The sequence below is a fragment of the Comamonas halotolerans genome (assembly GCF_030162935.1).
Lineage (GTDB): Bacteria > Pseudomonadota > Gammaproteobacteria > Burkholderiales > Burkholderiaceae_C > Comamonas > Comamonas halotolerans.
The window spans coordinates 283,611-303,121 of sequence record NZ_JASAUZ010000023.1; the positions used below are offsets into that span (position 1 = coordinate 283,611).

The following is a 19,511-nucleotide window of genomic DNA, read 5'->3' on the forward strand; positions in this document are numbered from 1 at the left end:
ACCTGCAAGGCAGCGCCGTGTATATTTGTCGACGCAGATCGATCTAAAACTAAAGTCTCTATGAGCCAAAAACTCAAAATTGCTGGCTGGGTATCGTTGGGCGTTGTAGCGGGTGCATTGACCACCGTGTCATTGCAAACGGTTGCGCGCGGCGGCATTTCGCCTCTTCCCTTGGAGGAAATCCAGCAACTGTCGGCTGTGTTCGGCATCATCAAGACGGATTACGTCGAGGTTGTGGATGACAAGAAGCTGATCACCGATGCCATCTCCGGCATGGTCTCCAGCCTTGACCCGCATTCGCAATACTTCGACAAGAAGAGCTTCAAGGAATTCCGAGAAGGCACTTCGGGCCGCTTTGTGGGTGTAGGCATTGAAATCACACAAGAAGACGGTCTGATCAAGATCGTCTCGCCTATTGAAGGCTCTCCTGCAGACAAAGCTGGACTCAAGAGTGGTGATCTGATCACCAAGATTGACACCACTGCAGTCAAAGGCCTTTCCCTCAATGAGGCCGTCAAACGCATGCGCGGTGAGCCCAAGACCAAGGTGGAGCTGACCATCCTGCGCAAGGATGAAAGCCGTAGCTTCACAGTCACGATTACCCGCGAAGAGATCAAGACACAGTCCGTCAAGGGCAAGGTTATTGAGCCTGGTTACGCCTGGGTTCGACTGAGCCAATTCCAAGAACGCACTGTGGATGACTTTGTTCGCAAGGTGGAAGAGATCTACAAGGAAGAACCGAACATCAAGGGTCTGGTACTGGATCTGCGTAACGATCCCGGTGGATTGCTGGACGCTGCTGTAGCGATTTCTGCGGCATTCCTGCCCGAAGGCGTTACTGTCGTCAGCACCGACGGCCAACTGGAAGAAAGCAAGGCCGTCTTTAAGGCTGCCCCCGAGTTCTACGCACGTCGTGGCACCGGAGATCCTCTCAAGCGTCTGCCTGAAGCCTTGAAAAAGGTTCCGCTGGTAGTCCTGGTCAACGAAGGTTCGGCTTCAGCCAGCGAAATTGTGGCTGGTGCCCTGCAAGATCACAAGCGAGCGACCATCATGGGCAGCCAGTCTTTTGGCAAGGGATCCGTGCAGACCGTCCGCCCCCTGGGCCCTGATACCGGCTTGAAACTGACCACTGCGCTGTACTACACACCTAGCGGCAAATCCATTCAGGCCAAGGGCATCGTGCCTGATGTCATGGTCGACGAAACCGCAGAGGGTGATGTCTATGCGGCTTTGCGCATGCGCGAATCTGATTTGGAAAAGCACATCGGCAATGGTGATCCTGCGGCCGAAGCAGACGCCGTGGCCGCACGTGAGAAACTGCGCGAAGAAGCCCGAAAGCGCCTGGAAGAAGATTCTAAGAAGCCTGTTTCTGAGCGGCGCCTGCCCGAGTTTGGCTCGGACAAGGACTTCCAGCTGCAGCAAGCCTTGAACCAGCTCAAGGGACAACCGGTCAAAGTCAGCAAGACCCTGACAGAGCGTCCTGCCGAAAGCAAGGACAGCGACAAAGACAAGGACGAAGAACAAAGATAACTTGCTGCGAATAAACTGCCCTTGGCAGGCAGACAGCTCGCACACCAACGCTATCTTTTTTAAACAGCCGGGGGCTTGTCCCCGGCTTTTTTAATGGAGTCATCATGAACGACGATCAACTCCTACGCTACTCACGCCATATCCTGCTCGACGAAGTCGGCATTGAGGGCCAGCAAGCCATGCTGGATGCGCATGCACTCATCATCGGAGCAGGAGGGCTCGGCTCACCTGCGGCCTTGTACCTCTCTGCCTCCGGGGTGGGCAAGATCACATTGGTGGATGATGACAGCGTTGACCTCACCAATTTGCAGCGCCAGATCGCCCACACCACAGCACGCGTCGGCCAAGCCAAGGTTCAATCCGCTGCACAGGCGATGCATGCCATCAACCCGGATGTCCAGGTGCGCTGCGTGCAACAACATGCGGATACGGAGCTGCTAGACGAACTTGTCTCACAAGCCACTGTGGTATTGGACTGCTGCGACAACTACCAAACGCGGCAAACTGTGAATGCAGCTTGTGTCAAACACAGCGTGCCTTTGGTAGCTGGTGCCATCATCCGTTTTGATGGACAGATCACCGTGTTTGACCCACGCAAAGAAAGTTCCCCCTGCTATGCCTGCTTGTTTTCCCCGGATGAGTCTTTCGAGGAAGTGCAGTGTTCCACCATGGGTGTTTTTGCGCCGTTAGTCGGTGTTATTGGAGCCATGCAAGCCGCTGAGGCTTTAAAACTCATTGCTGACGTGGGAGACTCTCTTGTTGGCAAGCTTTTGATGTTAGATGGGAGAAGTATGGAATGGACACGCATGCGTGCCAGCCGAAATCCAGATTGCACTGTGTGCTGCAGCAAGAAGTAGGACATGTACTACGCTTCAGCCAGAGTGTGCGATGCACAATGACTTTTCCTAGCCCGACGAAAACCCACCTCTTAGATGTCTTTGAATCGTGACTCTCAAGACTTTTTTCGTGGAAGACAACGCCACGATCCGCGAAAATCTAATTGAGACTTTGCTCGAACTCTCCGAAGTAAAGCCCGTTGGCTTCGCCGAAACTGAAGCTGAAGGCACGGCGTGGCTGACCGCACCCCACAATGATTGGGATCTGGCCATTGTTGACCTTTTCCTGCGCCAAGGTAGCGGCTTGGGCGTTGTGGCTGCTTGCCAAAACCGTAAACCTGGACAGCGTGTCATCGTGCTGAGCAACTATGCAACTCTGGACGTCCGTCAGCGTTGTACAGAGCTGGGGGTTGACGCCGTATTTGACAAGTCCAATGAGATTGATAACTTGCTCGACTTCTGCATGGAAATGAGCTGATATGGAAGCAGTTGAGAGAACCATAAAAAAAGCTGAGCCATGCTCAGCTTTTTTTATGGCTGGTTAGATCAATCGATCAGCTTGTTCTTCAATGCGTAATAGGTCAGATCACTGTTCGAGGACAAAGCCATTTTTTCCATCAAGCGCGTGCGATAGGTACTCACGGTTTTGACACTCAGCGACAGCGACTTGGCAATATCTCCTGCTGTCTCGCCCTTGGCCAGCTTCAAAAAAACCTGGAATTCGCGCTCTGAGAGCTGTTCATGCGGTGGAGCATCGTCCTTGCGGTTGAGTTGCTGGGCAAGCAAGTCAGCGACCGTGGGCGTCAAATAGCGACGTCCCAAAGCAATTGTGCGAATTGCCTCTGCGATTTCCTTGGGTTCGCATTCCTTATTCAGATATCCACTGGCCCCTTGCCGAATCAAATTGATTGCGTAGTGCTCCTCCGGATAGCCACTCAAAATCAAAATTCCCATTTCTGGTGCCTTGGCGCGCAACATGGCCAGCGCATCCAAACCACTTTGACCGGGCATAGATAAATCCATGACCAGCACATCAATGTCCTGCTGTCTCACCAAATCGATGGCTTCACGGCCATTGCTAGCCTCACCCGCCACGCGCAAGTCCACATGTTCAGACAAGTACTGACGTAACCCCGAACGCACGATGGCGTGGTCATCCACGATTCCAACTTTGATCATCTAAGCCTCTTTCCTTTGGAGGGAATATATCCCTATACGATCCTAGTTTCGCAATACGAATGCTTGCAGGACACAGCGGTAACCCTGTCTCAATGCAACTTGATTTTATGTTCGCCATCTGGCACAAACTGCCAACCAATTGGAGGATTCAATGTGAACTGGACTAGGTTACGCCGTATGGCGTTTAGTTTGCCCTTAGCAATACTTGCGGCTAGTCTCATGATTGGGGTCAGCGAATATGGCTACAAACAAACAAGCCAATTACTGACAAATTTGACGCGCTCATACGACACTCGTACCTCAATCAGCTCGCTGATGAAGGACATGTTGAACGCAGAGACAGGATTGCGCGGTTATCTGCTGACCAACGACAACAAATATCTGGAGCCCTACCAGGAGGCCAACAAGGATATTTCCCGCTCGCTGGAAAACATTCGCGTCAATATTGAGCACGACAGCGCTAAAACCGACATATTCCTGGCTCTTGGCCGCAGCATTGGGCGAAAAACTGCCGAGATGGATTTGAGCCTGAAGCTATTTCGCGAAGGCAACTCGGATGCGCTGAAATTTGTCATGTTCACCGACATGGGCAATAGCGACATGAACACCATCCGCACGCTGTCCAACCAGCTCGACGAGTCCGTCATGCGTGAAGCCCAGCACTATCAGGCTGCGGTGCAATCGTCGCTGTTTTGGGCGCGTCTGGGTGTGTCCACCATTACCTTGATTGGTGTTCTCGCCTTTTATCTGTATTTGCGTCAACACAAAATGGTTGAACGACTCCACAAGCGTGAACAAGCCCTACTCTCGGAAGAGCGCACGCGTTTGGAGCAACTGGTACGTGAACGTACAGCCACACTGACAGAGCTTGCCAACCATTTGCAGCAGGTGCGGGAAGATGAACGAGGTCACCTGGCACGCGAGCTGCACGACGAACTCGGCGCCCTGCTCACAGCAGCCAAACTGGATGTGGCGCGTTTGAAGTCAAAAATTGAAATGTCCAACCCGGAAGTCGCAGACCGCGTCAAGCACCTGACGGAAACGCTCAACAGCGGTATTGCTCTGAAGCGTCGCATCGTGGAAGACCTGAGACCGTCCTCATTGGCCAATTTGGGCTTGTCAACATCGCTGGAAATTTTGACCAATGAATTTGCGCAGCGCAGTGGCGTGGAGATTGAGTCCAATTTTGAAGCCGTGGAACTTCCAGATGCCACCGAGCTCACCATCTACCGACTGGTGCAAGAGTCACTGACCAATATCGGCAAATACGCCAAAGCAAGCCATATCCAGGTGACGGTGCACAACTACCCGACCTATGTCGCCGTGCAGATTCAAGACAATGGAGAAGGCTTTGATCTGTCCGCCATCCGCCCCAACTCTCACGGTCTGGCAGGCATGCGCCACCGCGTGGAGGCTGCAGGCGGACGCCTGACCATCAATTCCGCGATTGGTGAAGGCACCATTATTTCTGCCGTCATTCCGACCGGAAGCAACGCAGAAGCGTTACAACCAGCCTAAGTGCCTTGCCACTCAGAAAGCCACCAGCCGGTGGCTTTTTTTATGGCTTCCATTCTTTGAAACTTATTGTTTGCTGTGTAGTCCTGTGCGCACACCGCAGAAACCCCTCAGACTGACACTCATGCGCAATCGGTGCTGTCACAACGGCCGCATCGGGATGCTTACATTGAAGGTTCAATGAATGCGCTGCTTGCGGCGCTCCATCCGCTTACACCCGAGGAGACGAACCATGCTGCATTACGCCGTTGTATTTCTCATCATTGCCTTGATTGCTGCTGTTTTTGGTTTTGGCGGCATTGCCTCAGGTGCAGTGGGCATTGCGAAGATTCTGTTCTTTGTATTTGTCATCATGGCTGTCGTTACTTTCGTAATGAGCCTGCTCAAAAAGAAAGGTTGATCTGAGGGCGCCATGCCGCCCTTGACGCCGGACAAAGCTACGCATTGAGAAAGATTGTTATGAGTAACACCGAAGACCCCAAAAAGACATTTGCTGAAGCTGCAGATGCAACCAAAGAAGCCGTGAAAGACGCTGCAGAAACTGCAAAGGCCAGCGCTAAAGAATTCGCGCATGACGCTGAAAACTCCGCGAAAGAGGCTATCAAAACGACGCGAGAAGCCGCCAGCAATGCTTTTGACAAGGCGCAAGACGGGTTGCGTGCTGTCGAGAACGAACTCAGCCCCGCAATCGATAACCTGACTGCACGTGCCCAGGAGTTCTGCAACAAGAGTATTCATTTTTGTGCAGAAAGTACGGATCGCGCACGCAAGCAGTTCCAGCAAGCAGCTGAGAGCACCACACGCTATGTCGTTGAGCAACCGGGCAAATCAATTTTGATGGCTGCTGCTGCAGGAGCTGCAGTTGCTGCCGCCTTCCTCATGGGCCGTCGCCGCTAACACTTTGACATTGCAAATCCAGGTGCGCAGACCAAATTTCAACACCTCGCACCTATTTCTTAACCAACGCTGAAAGGCATATATGAAGAAAACTACACGTGCTATCGCTTTCGCTACCCTGATCGGCGCCACCGTTATCGGCGCAGCTGGCTGTTCTGTCGCTCGCAATCAGCAATCCGTTGGCTCCTATGTAGATGACGCCGGCATCACCACGGCTGTGAAAGCCAAGTTTGCAGAAGACAAAACGGTGGCCGCCACATCCATCAGCGTGGAAACCATGAAGGGCGTGGTGCAACTGTCGGGCTTTGCCAAGAGCCAGGCGGAAAAAGACCGCGCTGAAAGCATTGCACGCGACGTCAAGGGCGTAACGTCTGTACGCAACAGCATCGTGGTTCGTCCCTAATCAGGACTCATAGGTTTGCGGGCTTTGCCCAGCAAACTTACGTAAAAATGCCGACCTCATTTGGGTCGGCATTTTTATTTATCTCTATTCCTCGCTAAGCTAGACGCATGCGCGCTTTTACTTGTGACCACTGCGGACATCTGGTTTTTTTTGAAAACACCACCTGTGTGCATTGTGGTTCAACCCTGGCGTTTGTCCCGGAACGCATGCGTATGGCCGCGCTCGAACCTTCCCCGAGCTTGCCTGACCTGTGGGAACCACGCTCACCAGCGCTGCGCCAAGAGATCGCCCATCTGCGCATGTGCCGCAACCGAAGCAGTGAAGGCGCTGCCTGCAATTTCACCACTGACGCCGATGGTTCACAGCCATATTGCGTCTCCTGCCGTCAGACTCGCTGGCTGCCTAACTTCGCCAATCCTCAAAATGTGCTGCGCGCGAGCAAAGTGGAAAACGCCAAGCGTTACCTGTTTTACACGCTGTCATGCCTGCATCTCACCTCGATTCAGGGTTTTGCCGCGCCCACATTTGATTTTCTGGAGGACTTACCCGGACAGCCCATTTTCACAGGGCACCTCAGTGGCACCATTACATTGAATGTGGCAGAGGCCGATGATGATGAGCGCGCACGCCGCAGACTGGCCATGTCCGAGCCATATCGCACGCTGCTGGGGCATCTGCGCCATGAATCAGGACATTTTTTCTGGGATACCCTGGTGCGCGACACCCCATGGCTGGAGCCATTTCGCTCGCTATTTGGGGATGAGCGCCAGGACTATGCCCAAGCGCTGCAAGCGCATTACGCACGCGGCCCTGCCGGGCCATTGGACTGGCAAAAGCACCATGTCAGTGCCTATGCTGCAGCCCACCCCTGGGAAGACTGGGCCGAAACCTGGGCGCATTATCTGCACATGATGGATCTGCTGGAGACCGCGGCCAGCTATCACGTCCAGCTCCGCTTGCCTGGACATTTGGCGAGCTGGCCGCCCATGGATGATCCGTTCAGCAATACGCAGGCTCCGTTCGATCACATCCTGCAGCAGTGCGTCCCTCTGACGCTGATGCTCAACAGCCTCAACCGCAGCCTGGGTCAAAACGATGCCTACCCCTTTGCCCTCTCCACGGGAGCGATCGCCAAACTCACCTTTGTTCACCAAGTGGTGAGCGCACACCGCCAGCAGGCAGAACGTTCAGCTTAGCCAGTCTTTTTCAGCTTGAGCAGCAATTGCTGCAACACCGTGGGAGAGACAAACTTGCGCACCTCATCCCCGCCCAGCGTAGCAATCTCGCGCACCAGGGTGCTGCTGATAAACATGGTCTCTGCACTGGGTGTCAAAAATACGGTTTCCGCTTCAGGCAGCAAGTGCTTGTTCATACCGGCCAACTGGAACTCGTAATCGAAATCGGTGCCCGAGCGCAGCCCCCGCACCATCACCTTGCCGCCTTGCTGCTTCACAAAATCACGCACAAGGCCATCAAAGCTTTCCACACGCACATTGGGTACATCACTGAACACCGCTCGGGTCATTGCCATGCGCTCATCCAAAGTGAACATGGTCTTCTTGTGGTGTGCCATCGCCACACCTACGACCACCGTGCCAAACAGCTGGCTTGCCCGTCGAATCATGTCTTCGTGCCCCAGCGTAATGGGGTCAAATGTGCCGGGGTAAACGGCAACCACGTGTTCAGCCATGGCAATCTCCATATGGTTCTCAAACTGGATCGCATTATGCCCAGCTGTGTTTCAGGCAAAAAAAAAGCTCCTGGAGCAAAAAGCGCTGCCACCAGAAGCTACGTATTGTGAAAATGCAATCAGGCTGTGATCTTCTTGAGCAAGTGCGCATGCACTGCGCCCGCCTTCAAATAGCGGTGCTGCTGCAGACCATATTCGGCCAGTACTTCGTCCGTCCAGGGCTCTGGCGCTTCCAGATAGATAAAGCCATCATCTGCCAGCACTTGTGCTGCAGCCTTTACCGCTGGTGCAAACAAGGCATCCACTCCAAATGGAGGGTCGATGAATACGGCATGCCAGTAGCCCGGTGAACTCTGCGTCAACGCAGCAATACCATCGCCACGCTGCACATGCACGCCTTCTGCCTTGAGTTGCTGCGTCAGTCGCTCCAGCTGCTGGGCCAGACCGGCATCTTGCTCCACCAAGCGTACCTGCACGGCACCGCGTGAAGCTGCTTCCAGGCCCAAAGCACCCGTGCCTGCAAACACGTCAATACAGCGCCAGCCAGCCAAGTCCTGTCCCAGCCAGTTGAACAGGGTCTCGCGCACACGGTCAGGTGTGGGACGCAAGCCCGGTCTCTGCGCCACCGCCAAACGGGTGCGCCGCCATTGACCACCGATGATGCGGACTTCACCGGCACCACCACCTGTCGCCTTGGCTGGCTTTTGCGCTTTGCTGCCGGGCTTTTTGCCTGCTGCCACGGCCAATGCCTCTGCTTCAGCCTGTTTGAAGGCCTCGCGCTTTTTCAGACGAGCTTCAAGCGCCAGTGCTTCTTCAATATTGCGATAACTGTTGCGACCCATTTATTTCTTTTCCCCTAACACCACGGTCACCATGCGAACCGGCTGGATCGCACGTTGCATGGCGCTGCGCACATCCTCCACCGTCAACGCCTCCACCTTGGCCGTCCAGTGATCCAGGTAATCCAAAGGCAGGTCGTTCCAAGCAATATTGGCCACATTGGCCAACAGCTTGCGGTTGCTGTCGATGCGCAGCGCAAAGCTACCAATCAGATTGTCCTTGGCATCGCGCAACTCTTTTTCCGTAGGGCCTTCAGCGACAAACATGGCCAGCGTCTCTTGAACCACCTGACGAGCTTGCTCGGCCTGGTCGGGGCGAGTCTGCAAGCTGATGGTGAAGGCCCCTGCATGCAACCCGGGGGCAAAGTCACTCGATATGCCGTAAGTCAGTCCACGCTTTTCACGCACTTCTTCCATCAGGCGCGAAACCAGACCACCACCACCCAGGATGTGGTTACCCACCAGCAAAGCCATGAAGTCTGGGTCGTTACGCTTGATGCCAGGCTGACCAATCAGAACTTGCGCCTGCGCCGACTGGAATGGAATTCGAATGTCCCGTGCCGCCTCCAGAGCTGGCACCTCCGGCACGGCTGGCAATGGCTGACAACCCTTGCCATCATCCTTGGGCAGACGTGAAAGCAGCTCTGCGACCAGTTCATCGGCCCTGGCTTTGTCCACCGCACCCACCACGCTCACCTTGGCACGACATGCCTGAAACATGCGCTGCTGCCAGTCCTGGATGTCTTTCACGTTGATACGTGCCAGCGTTTGTTCTGTGGTGCGCACGCCGTAGGGGTGACCGCTGTAAACCGCATCGGTATATGCCCGAGCTGCCACGGTGCCTGGACGGGTGTTGGACTCAGCGATCGCTGCGCTCCAGCGGGCGCGCTCACGTTGCCACACAGCAGCAGGCACGCTGGGATGAGCCATTTGGCGCGACGCCAGTTCCACCGAGCGCTGCAGCAAATCGGGCACGGTCAGGCTGCGCAACGAAAAGCTGAAACTGTCTTTTCCTGCGCTCGCATCAAAACCAGCACCCAGATCTGCCCATGCCTCGCCCAAGGCGTTTTCATTCATGGCGGGTAGCTTGCCGTCCGCTTTGATGCCCTTGGCGTTCATCAAGCTCAATGCTGTGGCCACACCAGCTTTCGCAGGATCTTCACGGCGGGCTCCTGCATCAAAAGAAACCTGAATGTCCACCATCGGAATGCTGGGGCTTTCCACCAGCCAGACCTTGGCTCCCGAAGCTTGTTGCCAGTGCTGAATGGGCAGAATCGCCCATGCGGCACTGACGCCAAAACCAGCAAACGTACACACCAGCCAAGCGCTGGCCGCAATGGTTTTTGTCTTCATCATCAAACTTTCAGTGCTGGAGTGTCTGGTTATCACCCACCGCTGTGGCAGGACGAAGTGCTTGACCAGCAGCTCGTGGCTGGGGCACCAAGACACCCACCGTGAGCTGGTCATCACCAAAATACCGTTTGGCTACGCGCTGCACGTCAGCTGCAGTGATCTTCATCAGCTCTTTGACGAGCAAGTCATCGGCATTGGTCGGCATACCCATGACCCAGTAATTACCCAAGCTCTGAGCTTGCCCCATGACAGAATCACGCTCGTAGATTTGCGAGGCCACCCACTGTGTCTTCACGCGCTCCAGCTCCGACGCTTGGACGCCCTCTTTGGCAACACGCTGGATTTGTGCACGCAAGGCTTGCTCCAACTGCGCTGCCGTTTTCCCCTTGGCTGGCACACCAGACAGAATGAACAACGAAGGACCTCGCCCCATGATCCCTGCCGAACTGCTTGCACTATCGGCCACACGGTTTTTGCCTTGCACCAGGGCACGTTCCAGACGCGCTCCGTCATAGCCGTCCAGCACAGAAGACAGCATCAGCAAGGCCAGTGCATCTTTGTCCTCGGCATTGAGGTTTTCCACATTGCGTATGGAAGGCGCCCGGAAAGCCAAGGCCACATAGGCCTGTTCGGCAGGTTGTTTGACCTCAATGCGGCGGATACCCAACTGCCGGGGCTCTTCGCGAGGCTTGCTGACTGCCGATGCGCGTGCAGGAATCTGACCGTAGGTTTCCTCAGCCCATTCCCTGACCTTGGCAACATCCACATCCCCTGCAATCACGATGGCGGCATTGCCCGGCACATACCACTGCTGGTGGAAGTTTCGCACATCGTCTGCGGTCATCGCATCCAGATCGCTCATCCAACCCACCACCGGCCGACGATAGGGATTCGACTGAAACACCGAGGCCGACAACTGCTCGAAGAGCATGGCACGCGGATTGTCTTCTGTGCGCATGCGTCGCTCTTCCTTGATAACCTCAATCTCTTTCTTGAACTCTTCGTCCGGCCACTGGTTGTTTGCAAAACGGTCGGCCTCCAGCGCCATCACATCCCTCAGTCGCTCTGCCGGTATCTGCTGGTAATAGCCCGTGTAATCGCGATTGGTGAAGGCATTTTCCTGCCCGCCCAAAGCAGCAACACGACGAGAAAACTCACCAGGCGCCAGTTTTCTGGAGCCCTTGAACATCATGTGTTCCAGCGCGTGGGCCACACCCGTGGTGCCATCGACTTCATCCATGGCCCCCACCTTCACCCAGAGCATATGCACCGCTGTGGGCGCTCGTCGATCAGGCTGTACGATCAGCTCCATACCATTGCTCAATGTGAACTGCTGAACCGCTGTTGCAGGCTTGACAGTCGAACTGCTGGCCCACTCAGACAGAGAGGACGATAACGTGCCAGTAACAGGCAAATTCTCGGCTGTCGCACTCAGGCTGGCCAGCAGCGCTAGAAGGGATAAAGTTCGTTTCATAGAATGCAGGATTCTAAGAACCCGCCAATGTTCAGTTTTTTCAAGAAAAAAGCCCCACAAGCCGACGCAACTCCTGCCCTTGAGCAGTCCGAGACTGTCGCACCCGAACTCTCTTCCCCTGTGGAAGAGGAGACTTCTGTACCCGTTGCCAGAACCACCTCTGTCGGAGGTTGGCTGCGTAATACTTTCGGAATGGGAGATAAGGAAGAAGTTCCTGCCAATGCCTCACCAGAGCCCGAAGTATTTGAGCAAGCTCCTGAACCACAGGCAAAACCGGAAGCAGCTGGAGCACGCACGGGATGGATGGACCGCCTCAAAGCAGGCCTGCGCAAAACAGGCAACAGCATCACCACTGTCTTCACTGGCACCAAAATTGATGATGCCTTGTACGAAGAGCTGGAAGATGCGCTGTTGATGGCCGACACCGGCGTCAAGGCTACCATGCATCTGCTCGAAGACCTCAAGCAACGCATCAAGGAAAGCAAAACAACTGAGCCTGCAGCCGTCAAAGCCTTGCTGGCCGAGTCACTGGCTGACTTGCTGCGACCATTGGAAAAGCCGCTTGTCATTGGTGAGCACACGCCTACAGTCATCATGGTGGCTGGCGTGAATGGCGCCGGCAAAACCACCTCCATTGGCAAGCTGACCAAGCATCTGGCAGACAGCGACCAGTCCGTACTTCTGGCTGCGGCCGACACTTTCCGTGCTGCAGCACGTGAGCAACTGGGCGTATGGGCTACTCGTAACACCGTGGAAATCATCAGCCAGGCAGGCGGCGACCCGGCTGCCGTGAGCTTTGATGCCGTCAGCGCAGGCAAGGCTCGCAAGAAGGATGTGGTCTTGGTCGACACCGCAGGCCGATTGCCCACGCAGCTGCACCTGATGGAAGAACTCAAGAAGATCAAGCGCGTGGTCAGCAAGGCAGATGGCTCAGCCCCGCATGAAGTGCTGCTTGTGATTGACGGCAACACCGGGCAAAACGCACTCAACCAGGTCAAGGCCTTTGATGAAGCCCTGGGTTTGACTGGTCTGATTGTCACCAAGCTCGACGGCACGGCCAAGGGTGGCGTACTGGCTGCGATTGCGCAAGAACGCCCTATTCCTGTCTATTTCATCGGAGTAGGTGAAAAGGTGGAAGACCTGGAAACCTTCAACGCCAAGGAATTTGCACAGGCCTTGTTGGCTTAAAAGCGTGTTCCTTTCAAAAAGCCCCGCTGTTCAAGTGCGGGGCTTTTTCATGCCGATGAACCAATCACCAAACCACCAAACGCTGCAAACCATGCTGCAGCCTTTGTCCAATCAGACGCTGGCATCCACCTGCGCAGCCACCCAGGCAGCATAGGCAGCGTTGGCATGCTCGGTACGCTGTAGCAACTGAGGCACCTCATAAGGATGCACTGTTTTCAACCAGTCCCACAAGTGCTCCACAACGCTGGGCAATGTCTTAAACACCACCCGCCATTCAGGGCTGTGCTCCAGCGCACCATCCCAGACATAGTGCGAAGTGATCGCCTCCACCTGCGCGCAGGCAGCCACTCGGGCTTGCACACTCCCCTGCGCCAAACGCTCAGCGTCGACAGCACTGCCAACGGTGGTGGTCACAACGGTGAGTAAGGACAGGGAGTGCGGATAATTCATGGCTGCCATTGTGCCGCTTTACCTGCGTTTGACAGGCCAGGTTGCCACCACGACTCCCAGCAAGGCAATCCCAAGCGCCAGCAGTTGCACAGTGCTGATCTGCTCCCCCAGCGCCACCATGCCCACAACAGCCGCACTGATAGGCAGCATCACCGTGAAGATACCCGCCTGCGCTGCAGGCACGGAACGCAAGCCTGTCATCCACAACCAAACCGTCCATACACAAGCCGCCAGCGCGTAAAACACCAGCAAGCTCCACATGGAGAAACTGACCTGCGCAAAATCGAAATGCCACACCCAGTACAAGCCCAGCGGAGTGGACAGTACAAATCCCCAAAGATTGATGATGGCGCTGATGCGTTTAGGTGACAGCGTGGCTGTGAGCTGTTTACCGATCACCGCATATGCGGCTTCACACAGCACTGCGGCCAACAACAACAGCTGTCCCCAAACAGCATAAGGCTGCATATTTGCCGCGTCCTGCGGTTTGGCAGCAGCATACAAAGCGATGCCTGCCACTGCCAATGCCACAGCAGCCCATGTGCGCGGCGCTATTTGCTCACGCAAGACGACCCAACTGAGTACCGCCACCGCCACAGGAATGGCCGACATGGTGACTCCCGCAGTAACCGCGCTGGTCAAACTCACGCCCGTGACCATGCACAGGGTGAACAAAAAATTACCGAAAAACGACTCCAGAAATAACAAACGCTTGGTGCGCGCGTTCATTGCGGGCTCTTGCGGCGACTTGCGCAGCCAGCGCAACATGGCAATCACTCCAATCCCAAAGCGCAGCCAAGCCAGCAACAACACCGGAAACAGCACAGCAAGCGGCTTGGAAAGCGCCACATAGCTGCCTACCAGCGCCATGCTCAGCGCCAAACACAAAAAGGCCACGGGCTTGGATGGAGGGTTCACAATCAGACTCTGCAAGAAACCAGCCATCTTATAAGCGCTGCTCTTTCCTGCTCTGTCACCTGCAGCACGTGCTTCTTTTCAGCAATCTCTGCTCTCATGACAGGACAGCCGCACGCGGCGAAGCATCCAATCAATACGATTCGATTGGTGGAGCCAGGCCCCCCCACCGTTAAATGATCTGTCGCGATTTGCGTCAACCTTCCCCAGCTTCGGGATTGGCTTCATATCGCATCCATCCTGCAACTACGGCACCACCACCGAAGCAATCCTTGGGATGGATGCGCCCTTCATTGACCGGCACAACGTCAAAATCAAAAGGACTTATTCCCTCAATGCAAGCGACATTGACCCCGTATTGGCTGGGTGAAGACCTTCGCTGATGAAATGTGTAGTTGCCACACTTTGCACAGAAATAATGTCTGGCTTCACCAGTGTTGAACTGGTACAGCGTCAGAGCATCCTTGCCCTGAAGGATTTCAATGTCCTTCAAATTGGCTGAAACAGCCACAGCTCCGCGCATGCTGCAGTAAGAGCAATTGCATCGGCGCGCTGTACGCAAGCCGTCCGTCAGGCTCAGCCTAAAACGGACGCTGCCACAGTGGCATGCGGCTTGGTAGATGGTGCGGTCATCGTGCTTTGAATCCGTCATAGATGGACATTATCTTTAGCTGACCTCTTGCAAGATAGATGACAAACCTGGGTCAGGCCCACAAATGCCTCAATAATGTGGTTGCAATGCGCCTTGGTGCGGCCCAGGCAAATCAGCGTTTCTGCACCAGATTGCCTTGTGCAGACGCCAAAATGCGCCCATCAGCACTTTCCATATCAGCATTGACAAATGCTGCATTGCGCCCGATCCGTGCAGGCGATGCCTTGAGTTGCACCACATCTGCCTGCACAGGCGCTTGATACTGCACCGAGATATCCACCAACTCCATCCCTTGCGGCGCCGCAGAAGCGCACGCACTGGACATCAGACCCATCAGCACACCACCTTGCAGATGCCCTACCCGGTTGCTGTTATAGCCACTGACAGCCACAGGCCAAGACACACCACAAGCAGTGCGTACATGTTCATCAGCGGCTGGTAGCAGCGACCAGAACTGTTCCAGAAAACTACGTCCATCCGCCGATGCTGCCTCGCATGACAGCGCCCGCTCCCAGATTTGCCGCTCATCCTCCGTTAGCGCCTCCGGGCTCAGGCTGCCAGTCAGCGTGCTACGTGTAGGCAACGGATGCGCTGCAACGCCACTGCGGTTTTCCAGCACGGCAAACGTCGCTTCTCCGCTGCAACACAACTGCCCCTGCGCATCGGAGATTTCCACAGCGACCGCAGCGGTGGGCAATGCAAGATTTACAGACATCATTCGCACGCTGGCGGACGCCTTCAACTCCCCTTGCGCTGGTAGCGCTGCAAATGACAGGCGCATGCTCATGGTGGCAATACGCACACTACGCCCTGCATAGCCTCGCACTGCAGCAGCCATCGTGACATCAGCCAGCAATGCCACTGCGGCCTTGCTGACTGTGCCGCTGCCATTCAGACAATGCGGGCCAATCTGCATCTGTGCGCTAGCCCCTTCAGAACTTACTTGCGAAGCAAAGAAGATATCCAGGAAATGGGCCGGAAACATCCAGCCCGGCACCCTGGCCGCATGTAAAGCCTGCAGCACGCGCTGAACGCATGGGCCATGTGTTGTGCCTGTCATGGTTTACCTGTTCCTAAAAATATGTGAAACGCCCCCAAAGCCAATCACTGTTTGCCGCGTAAAACGCTCCGTTTCATTCCCGAGTGCGTCAATTCGTACGAACGAACTTCTCAAACCTTTTCCAGCACCACGGCAATGCCCTGGCCCACGCCAATGCACATAGTGCACAGCGCATACCGGCCACCCAGCGTGTGCAACTGGTTCACTGCAGTCGTGGCCAGACGTGCGCCCGAGGCGCCCAGCGGGTGGCCCAGCGCAATTGCGCCGCCCCACTGGTTCACGCGGGCGTCGTCATCCGCAATACCCAGGTCGCGCAGCACGGCCAGACCTTGGGCGGCAAAGGCTTCATTCAGTTCAATCACGTCCATGTCGGCCAGCGACAAACCCGTCTGTGCCAGGAATCATGCCCAGCGTGATTTCAGGCAAGCCCAGACGCGTCCCAGGCGCAGCCACCCGGGCATCACAACCCAATGCCAGGTCCAGCCCACCACCCAGAGCGGCACCGTGTAGCGCTGCCACCACCGGTTTGCCGCAGTTTTCAATGGCTGCAATCACCACGGGCAGCTGTGGCTCTTGCAGCGGCTGACCAAATTCACGCAGATCGGAGCCCGCAACAAAGGTGCTGCCTGCACCCATCAGCACTGCAGCCTGCAGCGAAGCGTCATCGCTGAGCTGCACTATGGCATCCAGCATGCCCTGGCGCACTCCCTGAGCCAGCATTGATCGGCGGGTTGTCAATCCAGATCACCAAGACCTGATCCACGCGTTCGGTACGCACCAAGTTCTTTTCACGCATTGTTCTACCTTGCTCTTGTTGTTGCTTATTGCAGTGGAATTACAGCGCATCGACCGCGTCTAACGCCTGCAAATTCCACAACTGCTTGGCAATGCGCTCTGCCTTTTCCTTCCCCAGAACAGGGATTACCAGCTCATCAAACTTGTCCTGCAACTCAGCATCAGTGAGCGCCATGTCGGGATCGCCCTTGCGTGTGGGCTGCAAGAAACTGTGCGCCCGCCCATCTTTGGTGTAGAGCGTGACCTGTGCAGCACGCTGCCCGGGAAATTGCGCATCCAGCTGCGGATGTACCTGCAGTTCCACGCAGCGCATCAGCGCCAGCAAGTCTGGGTCTTGCAGGCGCTCGGGGTCAAACGCCGCCAGGCGCACGCTGCCGTAGCGCAGTGCTGTGCTCACCACAAAAGGAATGCTAAAGCGCGCTTCTGCCGGAGTGCGCGGCGCAGGGTTGCCCGCCACAGACAGGGCCGGGCTGTAAGTCTGCACCACAATGCGCGCAATATCCTCCCAGGCAATCTGGTCGCGCTGCTGAATGAGCAAAGCGCCATCAATAGGCGCAAAGGTGTGACCGCAGCAGGCGTGATTCTTGAACGTCATGGCGTTGATGTTGAATCTCTCACCCAGGTCTGCCATCACAGGCTGCCACTCAGGCGCATTGCTCATGGCCACCCCCATGCCGAAGCTGCCCTCGAAAACATCCAGCGATCCGGTTACGCCCTGGCGTGCCATCTGTGCTGCAGCTACTCCTGCTTCCGCTGCACGCCCGGAGTGCAATGGCTTGGACATGGAATCCATCTTGAAGGCCTGCTGCAGGCCCGCGGCGAACGTGGCCCCGGTACACAGGGCATGGGTGAATTGCAGGGCATTGAGCTTGAGCAGATAAGCCGCTGCCGCTGCTGCGCCAAACGTGCCCACTGTGCCAGTGTTGTGCCAGAACTTGTAATGACTGCGCCCCAGCACCTTGCCGATGCGCGTACTGATTTCATAGCCCACGATAACTGCCTTGATCAGCTCCAGCCCGCCAGCACCTTCTTGCTGCGCCACTGCCAATGCTGCGGAAATCGTGGGTGCGCCGGGGTGATAGATCGCCTCCTTGAAGATGTCATCCACCTCAGCCGTATGTGAGGCCGAACCATTGATCAAGGCTGCAGTGCGCATGGTGGCCTTGCGGCCCAGGGCCAGACGTGCACTGCCGCGATCAAGATCATCCACATACGCTTTTTCCAGCAGAGGCGTCGGTTCCATGACATAGCCGGGAATCAGCGCTGCATACCAATCCACAATCGCGCGTTTCGCGTGATGGATGACCTCTTCATTCACCTCCACCGAATGGAAGCCGGAACCGAATTGACCGAGTTGCTCGCTGATATACATAAGACTTTGCAGGGAACCTGGGTTGTGGATTTCTATGCCCTCAATGATGCCTGTTGCGAGCGCACCTCAGTGAGAGCAAGAGTTTCAGAGAAAGAACAAAAACTCATATCTAGAGGCAAAACAGGAACATCTATAGAAGCGCAAAAAAGCCATGATTTGTGCATTCAAAGCTTTTTTCTTGCACAGGACACCCCATGGACTTCCGTCTCTCCGAAGAACACCAAGCATTTGCCGACAGCGTGGCACGTTTTGCTCAAGACAAGCTGGCTCCCGGCGCACTGGCACGTGCCCACCATCCCCACTGCCCCTGGGATGCAGCCCAGATGATTTCCGAGCAAGGCCTGATGGGCATCGCATTCCCCGAGGAAGACGGTGGCCAAGGCGGCACATTGATGCACGCAGTGCTGGCAATTCAACAGGTTGCCCTGGCCTGCCCCAAGAGTGCAGACCTGGTGCAGGCTGGCAACTTCGGCCCCATCCGCACCTTTGTGGAATACGCCACCGCAGAACAGAAGCAGCGTTTTCTGCCTGATTTGCTGGCGGGAAGAAAACTCATTTCTTTGGGAATGAGTGAACCAGATGCTGGTTCCGCAGTGACCGAGTTGAAGACCACCGCCATGATCGAGGGCGACGAAATCGTCATCAACGGCAGCAAGGTGTTCTCCACCCATAGCCCTGAAGCAGAACTGTTCCTGATTTATGTGCGCTTTGGCCCCGGTGTGAACGGCATTGGCTCCGTGCTGGTGGAGCGTGGCGCACCCGGTTTCACCATTGGCCAGCCTTCCAGCTTCATGAACAGCGAGCAATGGTCTCAGCTGTATTTCGAAAACTGCCGTATTCCCAAGGCCAACTTGCTGCTGGGTGAAGGTGGTTTCAAAAAACAAATCTCGGGCTTCAACGTTGAGCGCCTGGGCAATGCCTCGCGTGCGCTGGCCCTGGGCCGTTACGCCTTCAATCAGGCACGTGAGCACGCGCTGGTGCGTAAGCAGTTTGGCCGTGAACTGTGCGAATTCCAGGGCCTGCAGTGGAAGTTTGCAGACATGTGGATGAAGCTGGAGCAGGCACAGATGCTGCTCTACAAAGCCGCCCTGGAAGGCGAACACGGTCTGCCCAGCGCGCAAAGCACGGCCATGGCCAAGCTGGCTTGTAACTTGGCAGGCTGGGAAGTCTCCAACGAAGCCATGCAGGTCATGGGAGGCATGGGCTTCAGCCAGGAAGCATTGGTGGAGTACTGCGTACGCCGTACGCGCGGCTGGATGATTGCTGGCGGCTCCATCGAAATGCTCAAGAACCGTATTGCAGAAGGCGTGTTTGAGCGCAGCTTCTCACAACGCGCACCCAAAGCATAAATCTGCGACCGAGA

At 55.7% G+C, this 19,511-nt stretch carries 21 protein-coding genes and 1 pseudogene; 10 read left to right on the forward strand and 12 right to left on the reverse strand.

Translation table 11 applies throughout. The annotated features are described in order from the left end of the window. Positions 1–60: 60 nt before the first annotated feature. The 3 genes from QEP11_RS11885 to QEP11_RS11895 all read left to right on the forward strand — a co-directional run bounded on the left by QEP11_RS11885 (position 61) and on the right by QEP11_RS11895 (position 2,844). The gene (locus QEP11_RS11885; RefSeq protein ID WP_284336854.1) at positions 61–1,530 is read left to right on the forward strand and encodes a S41 family peptidase; all 1,470 of its coding nucleotides are present in this window, start codon (positions 61–63) and stop codon (positions 1,528–1,530) included. Between the two features lie 104 nt (positions 1,531–1,634). Then, a complete protein-coding gene (locus QEP11_RS11890; protein WP_284336855.1) occupies positions 1,635–2,387 on the forward strand; it encodes a HesA/MoeB/ThiF family protein in 753 nt (250 codons plus the stop codon). 88 nt (positions 2,388–2,475) lie between these two features. Beyond that, positions 2,476–2,844 (forward strand): response regulator, encoded by a 369-nt coding sequence (locus QEP11_RS11895; protein ID WP_284336856.1) that lies wholly within the window; start codon positions 2,476–2,478, stop codon positions 2,842–2,844. 68 nt (positions 2,845–2,912) lie between these two features. Here the strand turns inward: QEP11_RS11895 and QEP11_RS11900 are convergent, their stop codons facing one another. Further along, the gene (locus QEP11_RS11900) at positions 2,913–3,545 is read right to left on the reverse strand and encodes a response regulator (protein ID WP_284336857.1); all 633 of its coding nucleotides are present in this window, start codon (positions 3,543–3,545) and stop codon (positions 2,913–2,915) included. Between the two features lie 153 nt (positions 3,546–3,698). Here QEP11_RS11900 and QEP11_RS11905 point away from each other — a divergent pair, with 153 nt between their 5' ends. From QEP11_RS11905 to QEP11_RS11925, 5 genes are all read left to right on the forward strand, one after another. After that, entirely contained in the window at positions 3,699–5,063 is a 1,365-nt protein-coding gene (locus QEP11_RS11905; RefSeq protein ID WP_284336858.1) for a CHASE3 domain-containing protein, read from the forward strand. Between the two features lie 229 nt (positions 5,064–5,292). Further along, positions 5,293–5,460, forward strand: coding sequence for a DUF1328 domain-containing protein (locus tag QEP11_RS11910; protein ID WP_284336859.1), 168 nt, complete (start codon positions 5,293–5,295; stop codon positions 5,458–5,460). 59 nt (positions 5,461–5,519) lie between these two features. Next, positions 5,520–5,957, forward strand: a complete 438-nt coding sequence (locus tag QEP11_RS11915) for a hypothetical protein (protein ID WP_284336860.1) — start codon at positions 5,520–5,522, stop codon at positions 5,955–5,957. 82 nt (positions 5,958–6,039) lie between these two features. After that, complete coding sequence (locus tag QEP11_RS11920; protein ID WP_284336861.1) at positions 6,040–6,360, forward strand: BON domain-containing protein; 321 nt, start codon at positions 6,040–6,042, stop codon at positions 6,358–6,360. Between the two features lie 107 nt (positions 6,361–6,467). Beyond that, on the forward strand, positions 6,468–7,556 hold the full coding sequence (locus QEP11_RS11925) for a zinc-binding metallopeptidase family protein (RefSeq protein WP_284336862.1): 1,089 nt from the start codon (positions 6,468–6,470) through the stop codon (positions 7,554–7,556). Here QEP11_RS11925 and coaD read toward each other — a convergent pair. From coaD to QEP11_RS11945, 4 genes are all read right to left on the reverse strand, one after another. Beyond that, on the reverse strand, positions 7,553–8,050 hold the full coding sequence (gene coaD / locus QEP11_RS11930) for a pantetheine-phosphate adenylyltransferase (RefSeq protein ID WP_284336863.1): 498 nt from the start codon (positions 8,048–8,050) through the stop codon (positions 7,553–7,555). The genes QEP11_RS11925 and coaD overlap by 4 nt on opposite strands. A gap of 119 nt (positions 8,051–8,169) precedes the next feature. Further along, positions 8,170–8,892: a 16S rRNA (guanine(966)-N(2))-methyltransferase RsmD gene (gene rsmD / locus QEP11_RS11935; protein ID WP_284336864.1), complete on the reverse strand. Its 723-nt coding sequence runs from the start codon at positions 8,890–8,892 to the stop codon at positions 8,170–8,172. Next, positions 8,893–10,245, reverse strand: coding sequence for a M16 family metallopeptidase (locus QEP11_RS11940; protein WP_284336865.1), 1,353 nt, complete (start codon positions 10,243–10,245; stop codon positions 8,893–8,895). Positions 10,246–10,252: 7 nt separating this feature from the next. Continuing rightward, positions 10,253–11,716, reverse strand: coding sequence for a M16 family metallopeptidase (locus tag QEP11_RS11945; RefSeq protein WP_284336866.1), 1,464 nt, complete (start codon positions 11,714–11,716; stop codon positions 10,253–10,255). Between the two features lie 27 nt (positions 11,717–11,743). On the opposite strand from QEP11_RS11945, the gene ftsY reads away from it, so the two are divergent. Beyond that, positions 11,744–12,904, forward strand: a complete 1,161-nt coding sequence (ftsY, locus tag QEP11_RS11950) for a signal recognition particle-docking protein FtsY (RefSeq protein WP_284336867.1) — start codon at positions 11,744–11,746, stop codon at positions 12,902–12,904. Between the two features lie 111 nt (positions 12,905–13,015). On the opposite strand, the gene cutA is transcribed toward ftsY, so the two are convergent. From cutA to QEP11_RS11985, 7 genes and pseudogenes are all read right to left on the reverse strand, one after another. After that, complete coding sequence (gene cutA / locus QEP11_RS11955; RefSeq protein ID WP_284336868.1) at positions 13,016–13,363, reverse strand: divalent-cation tolerance protein CutA; 348 nt, start codon at positions 13,361–13,363, stop codon at positions 13,016–13,018. 9 nt (positions 13,364–13,372) lie between these two features. Beyond that, complete coding sequence (locus tag QEP11_RS11960) at positions 13,373–14,299, reverse strand: DMT family transporter (protein WP_284336869.1); 927 nt, start codon at positions 14,297–14,299, stop codon at positions 13,373–13,375. A 166-nt stretch (positions 14,300–14,465) separates the two neighbouring features. Then, on the reverse strand, positions 14,466–14,921 hold the full coding sequence (locus tag QEP11_RS11965; RefSeq protein WP_284336870.1) for a GFA family protein: 456 nt from the start codon (positions 14,919–14,921) through the stop codon (positions 14,466–14,468). 112 nt (positions 14,922–15,033) lie between these two features. Beyond that, a complete protein-coding gene (locus tag QEP11_RS11970; RefSeq protein ID WP_284336871.1) occupies positions 15,034–15,981 on the reverse strand; it encodes a PaaI family thioesterase in 948 nt (315 codons plus the stop codon). Positions 15,982–16,091: 110 nt separating this feature from the next. Then, positions 16,092–16,379, reverse strand: a pseudogene (locus tag QEP11_RS11975) (3-oxoadipyl-CoA thiolase); the annotation flags it as partial. Continuing rightward, complete coding sequence (locus QEP11_RS11980) at positions 16,336–16,701, reverse strand: enoyl-CoA hydratase/isomerase family protein (RefSeq protein ID WP_349816774.1); 366 nt, start codon at positions 16,699–16,701, stop codon at positions 16,336–16,338. The pseudogene QEP11_RS11975 and the gene QEP11_RS11980, both read right to left, overlap by 44 nt. 115 nt (positions 16,702–16,816) lie before the next feature. Next, on the reverse strand, positions 16,817–18,148 hold the full coding sequence (locus tag QEP11_RS11985; RefSeq protein ID WP_284336872.1) for an MmgE/PrpD family protein: 1,332 nt from the start codon (positions 18,146–18,148) through the stop codon (positions 16,817–16,819). Positions 18,149–18,342: 194 nt separating this feature from the next. On the opposite strand from QEP11_RS11985, the gene QEP11_RS11990 reads away from it, so the two are divergent. After that, positions 18,343–19,497 (forward strand): acyl-CoA dehydrogenase family protein, encoded by a 1,155-nt coding sequence (locus tag QEP11_RS11990; RefSeq protein ID WP_284336873.1) that lies wholly within the window; start codon positions 18,343–18,345, stop codon positions 19,495–19,497. Positions 19,498–19,511: the final 14 nt, after the last annotated feature.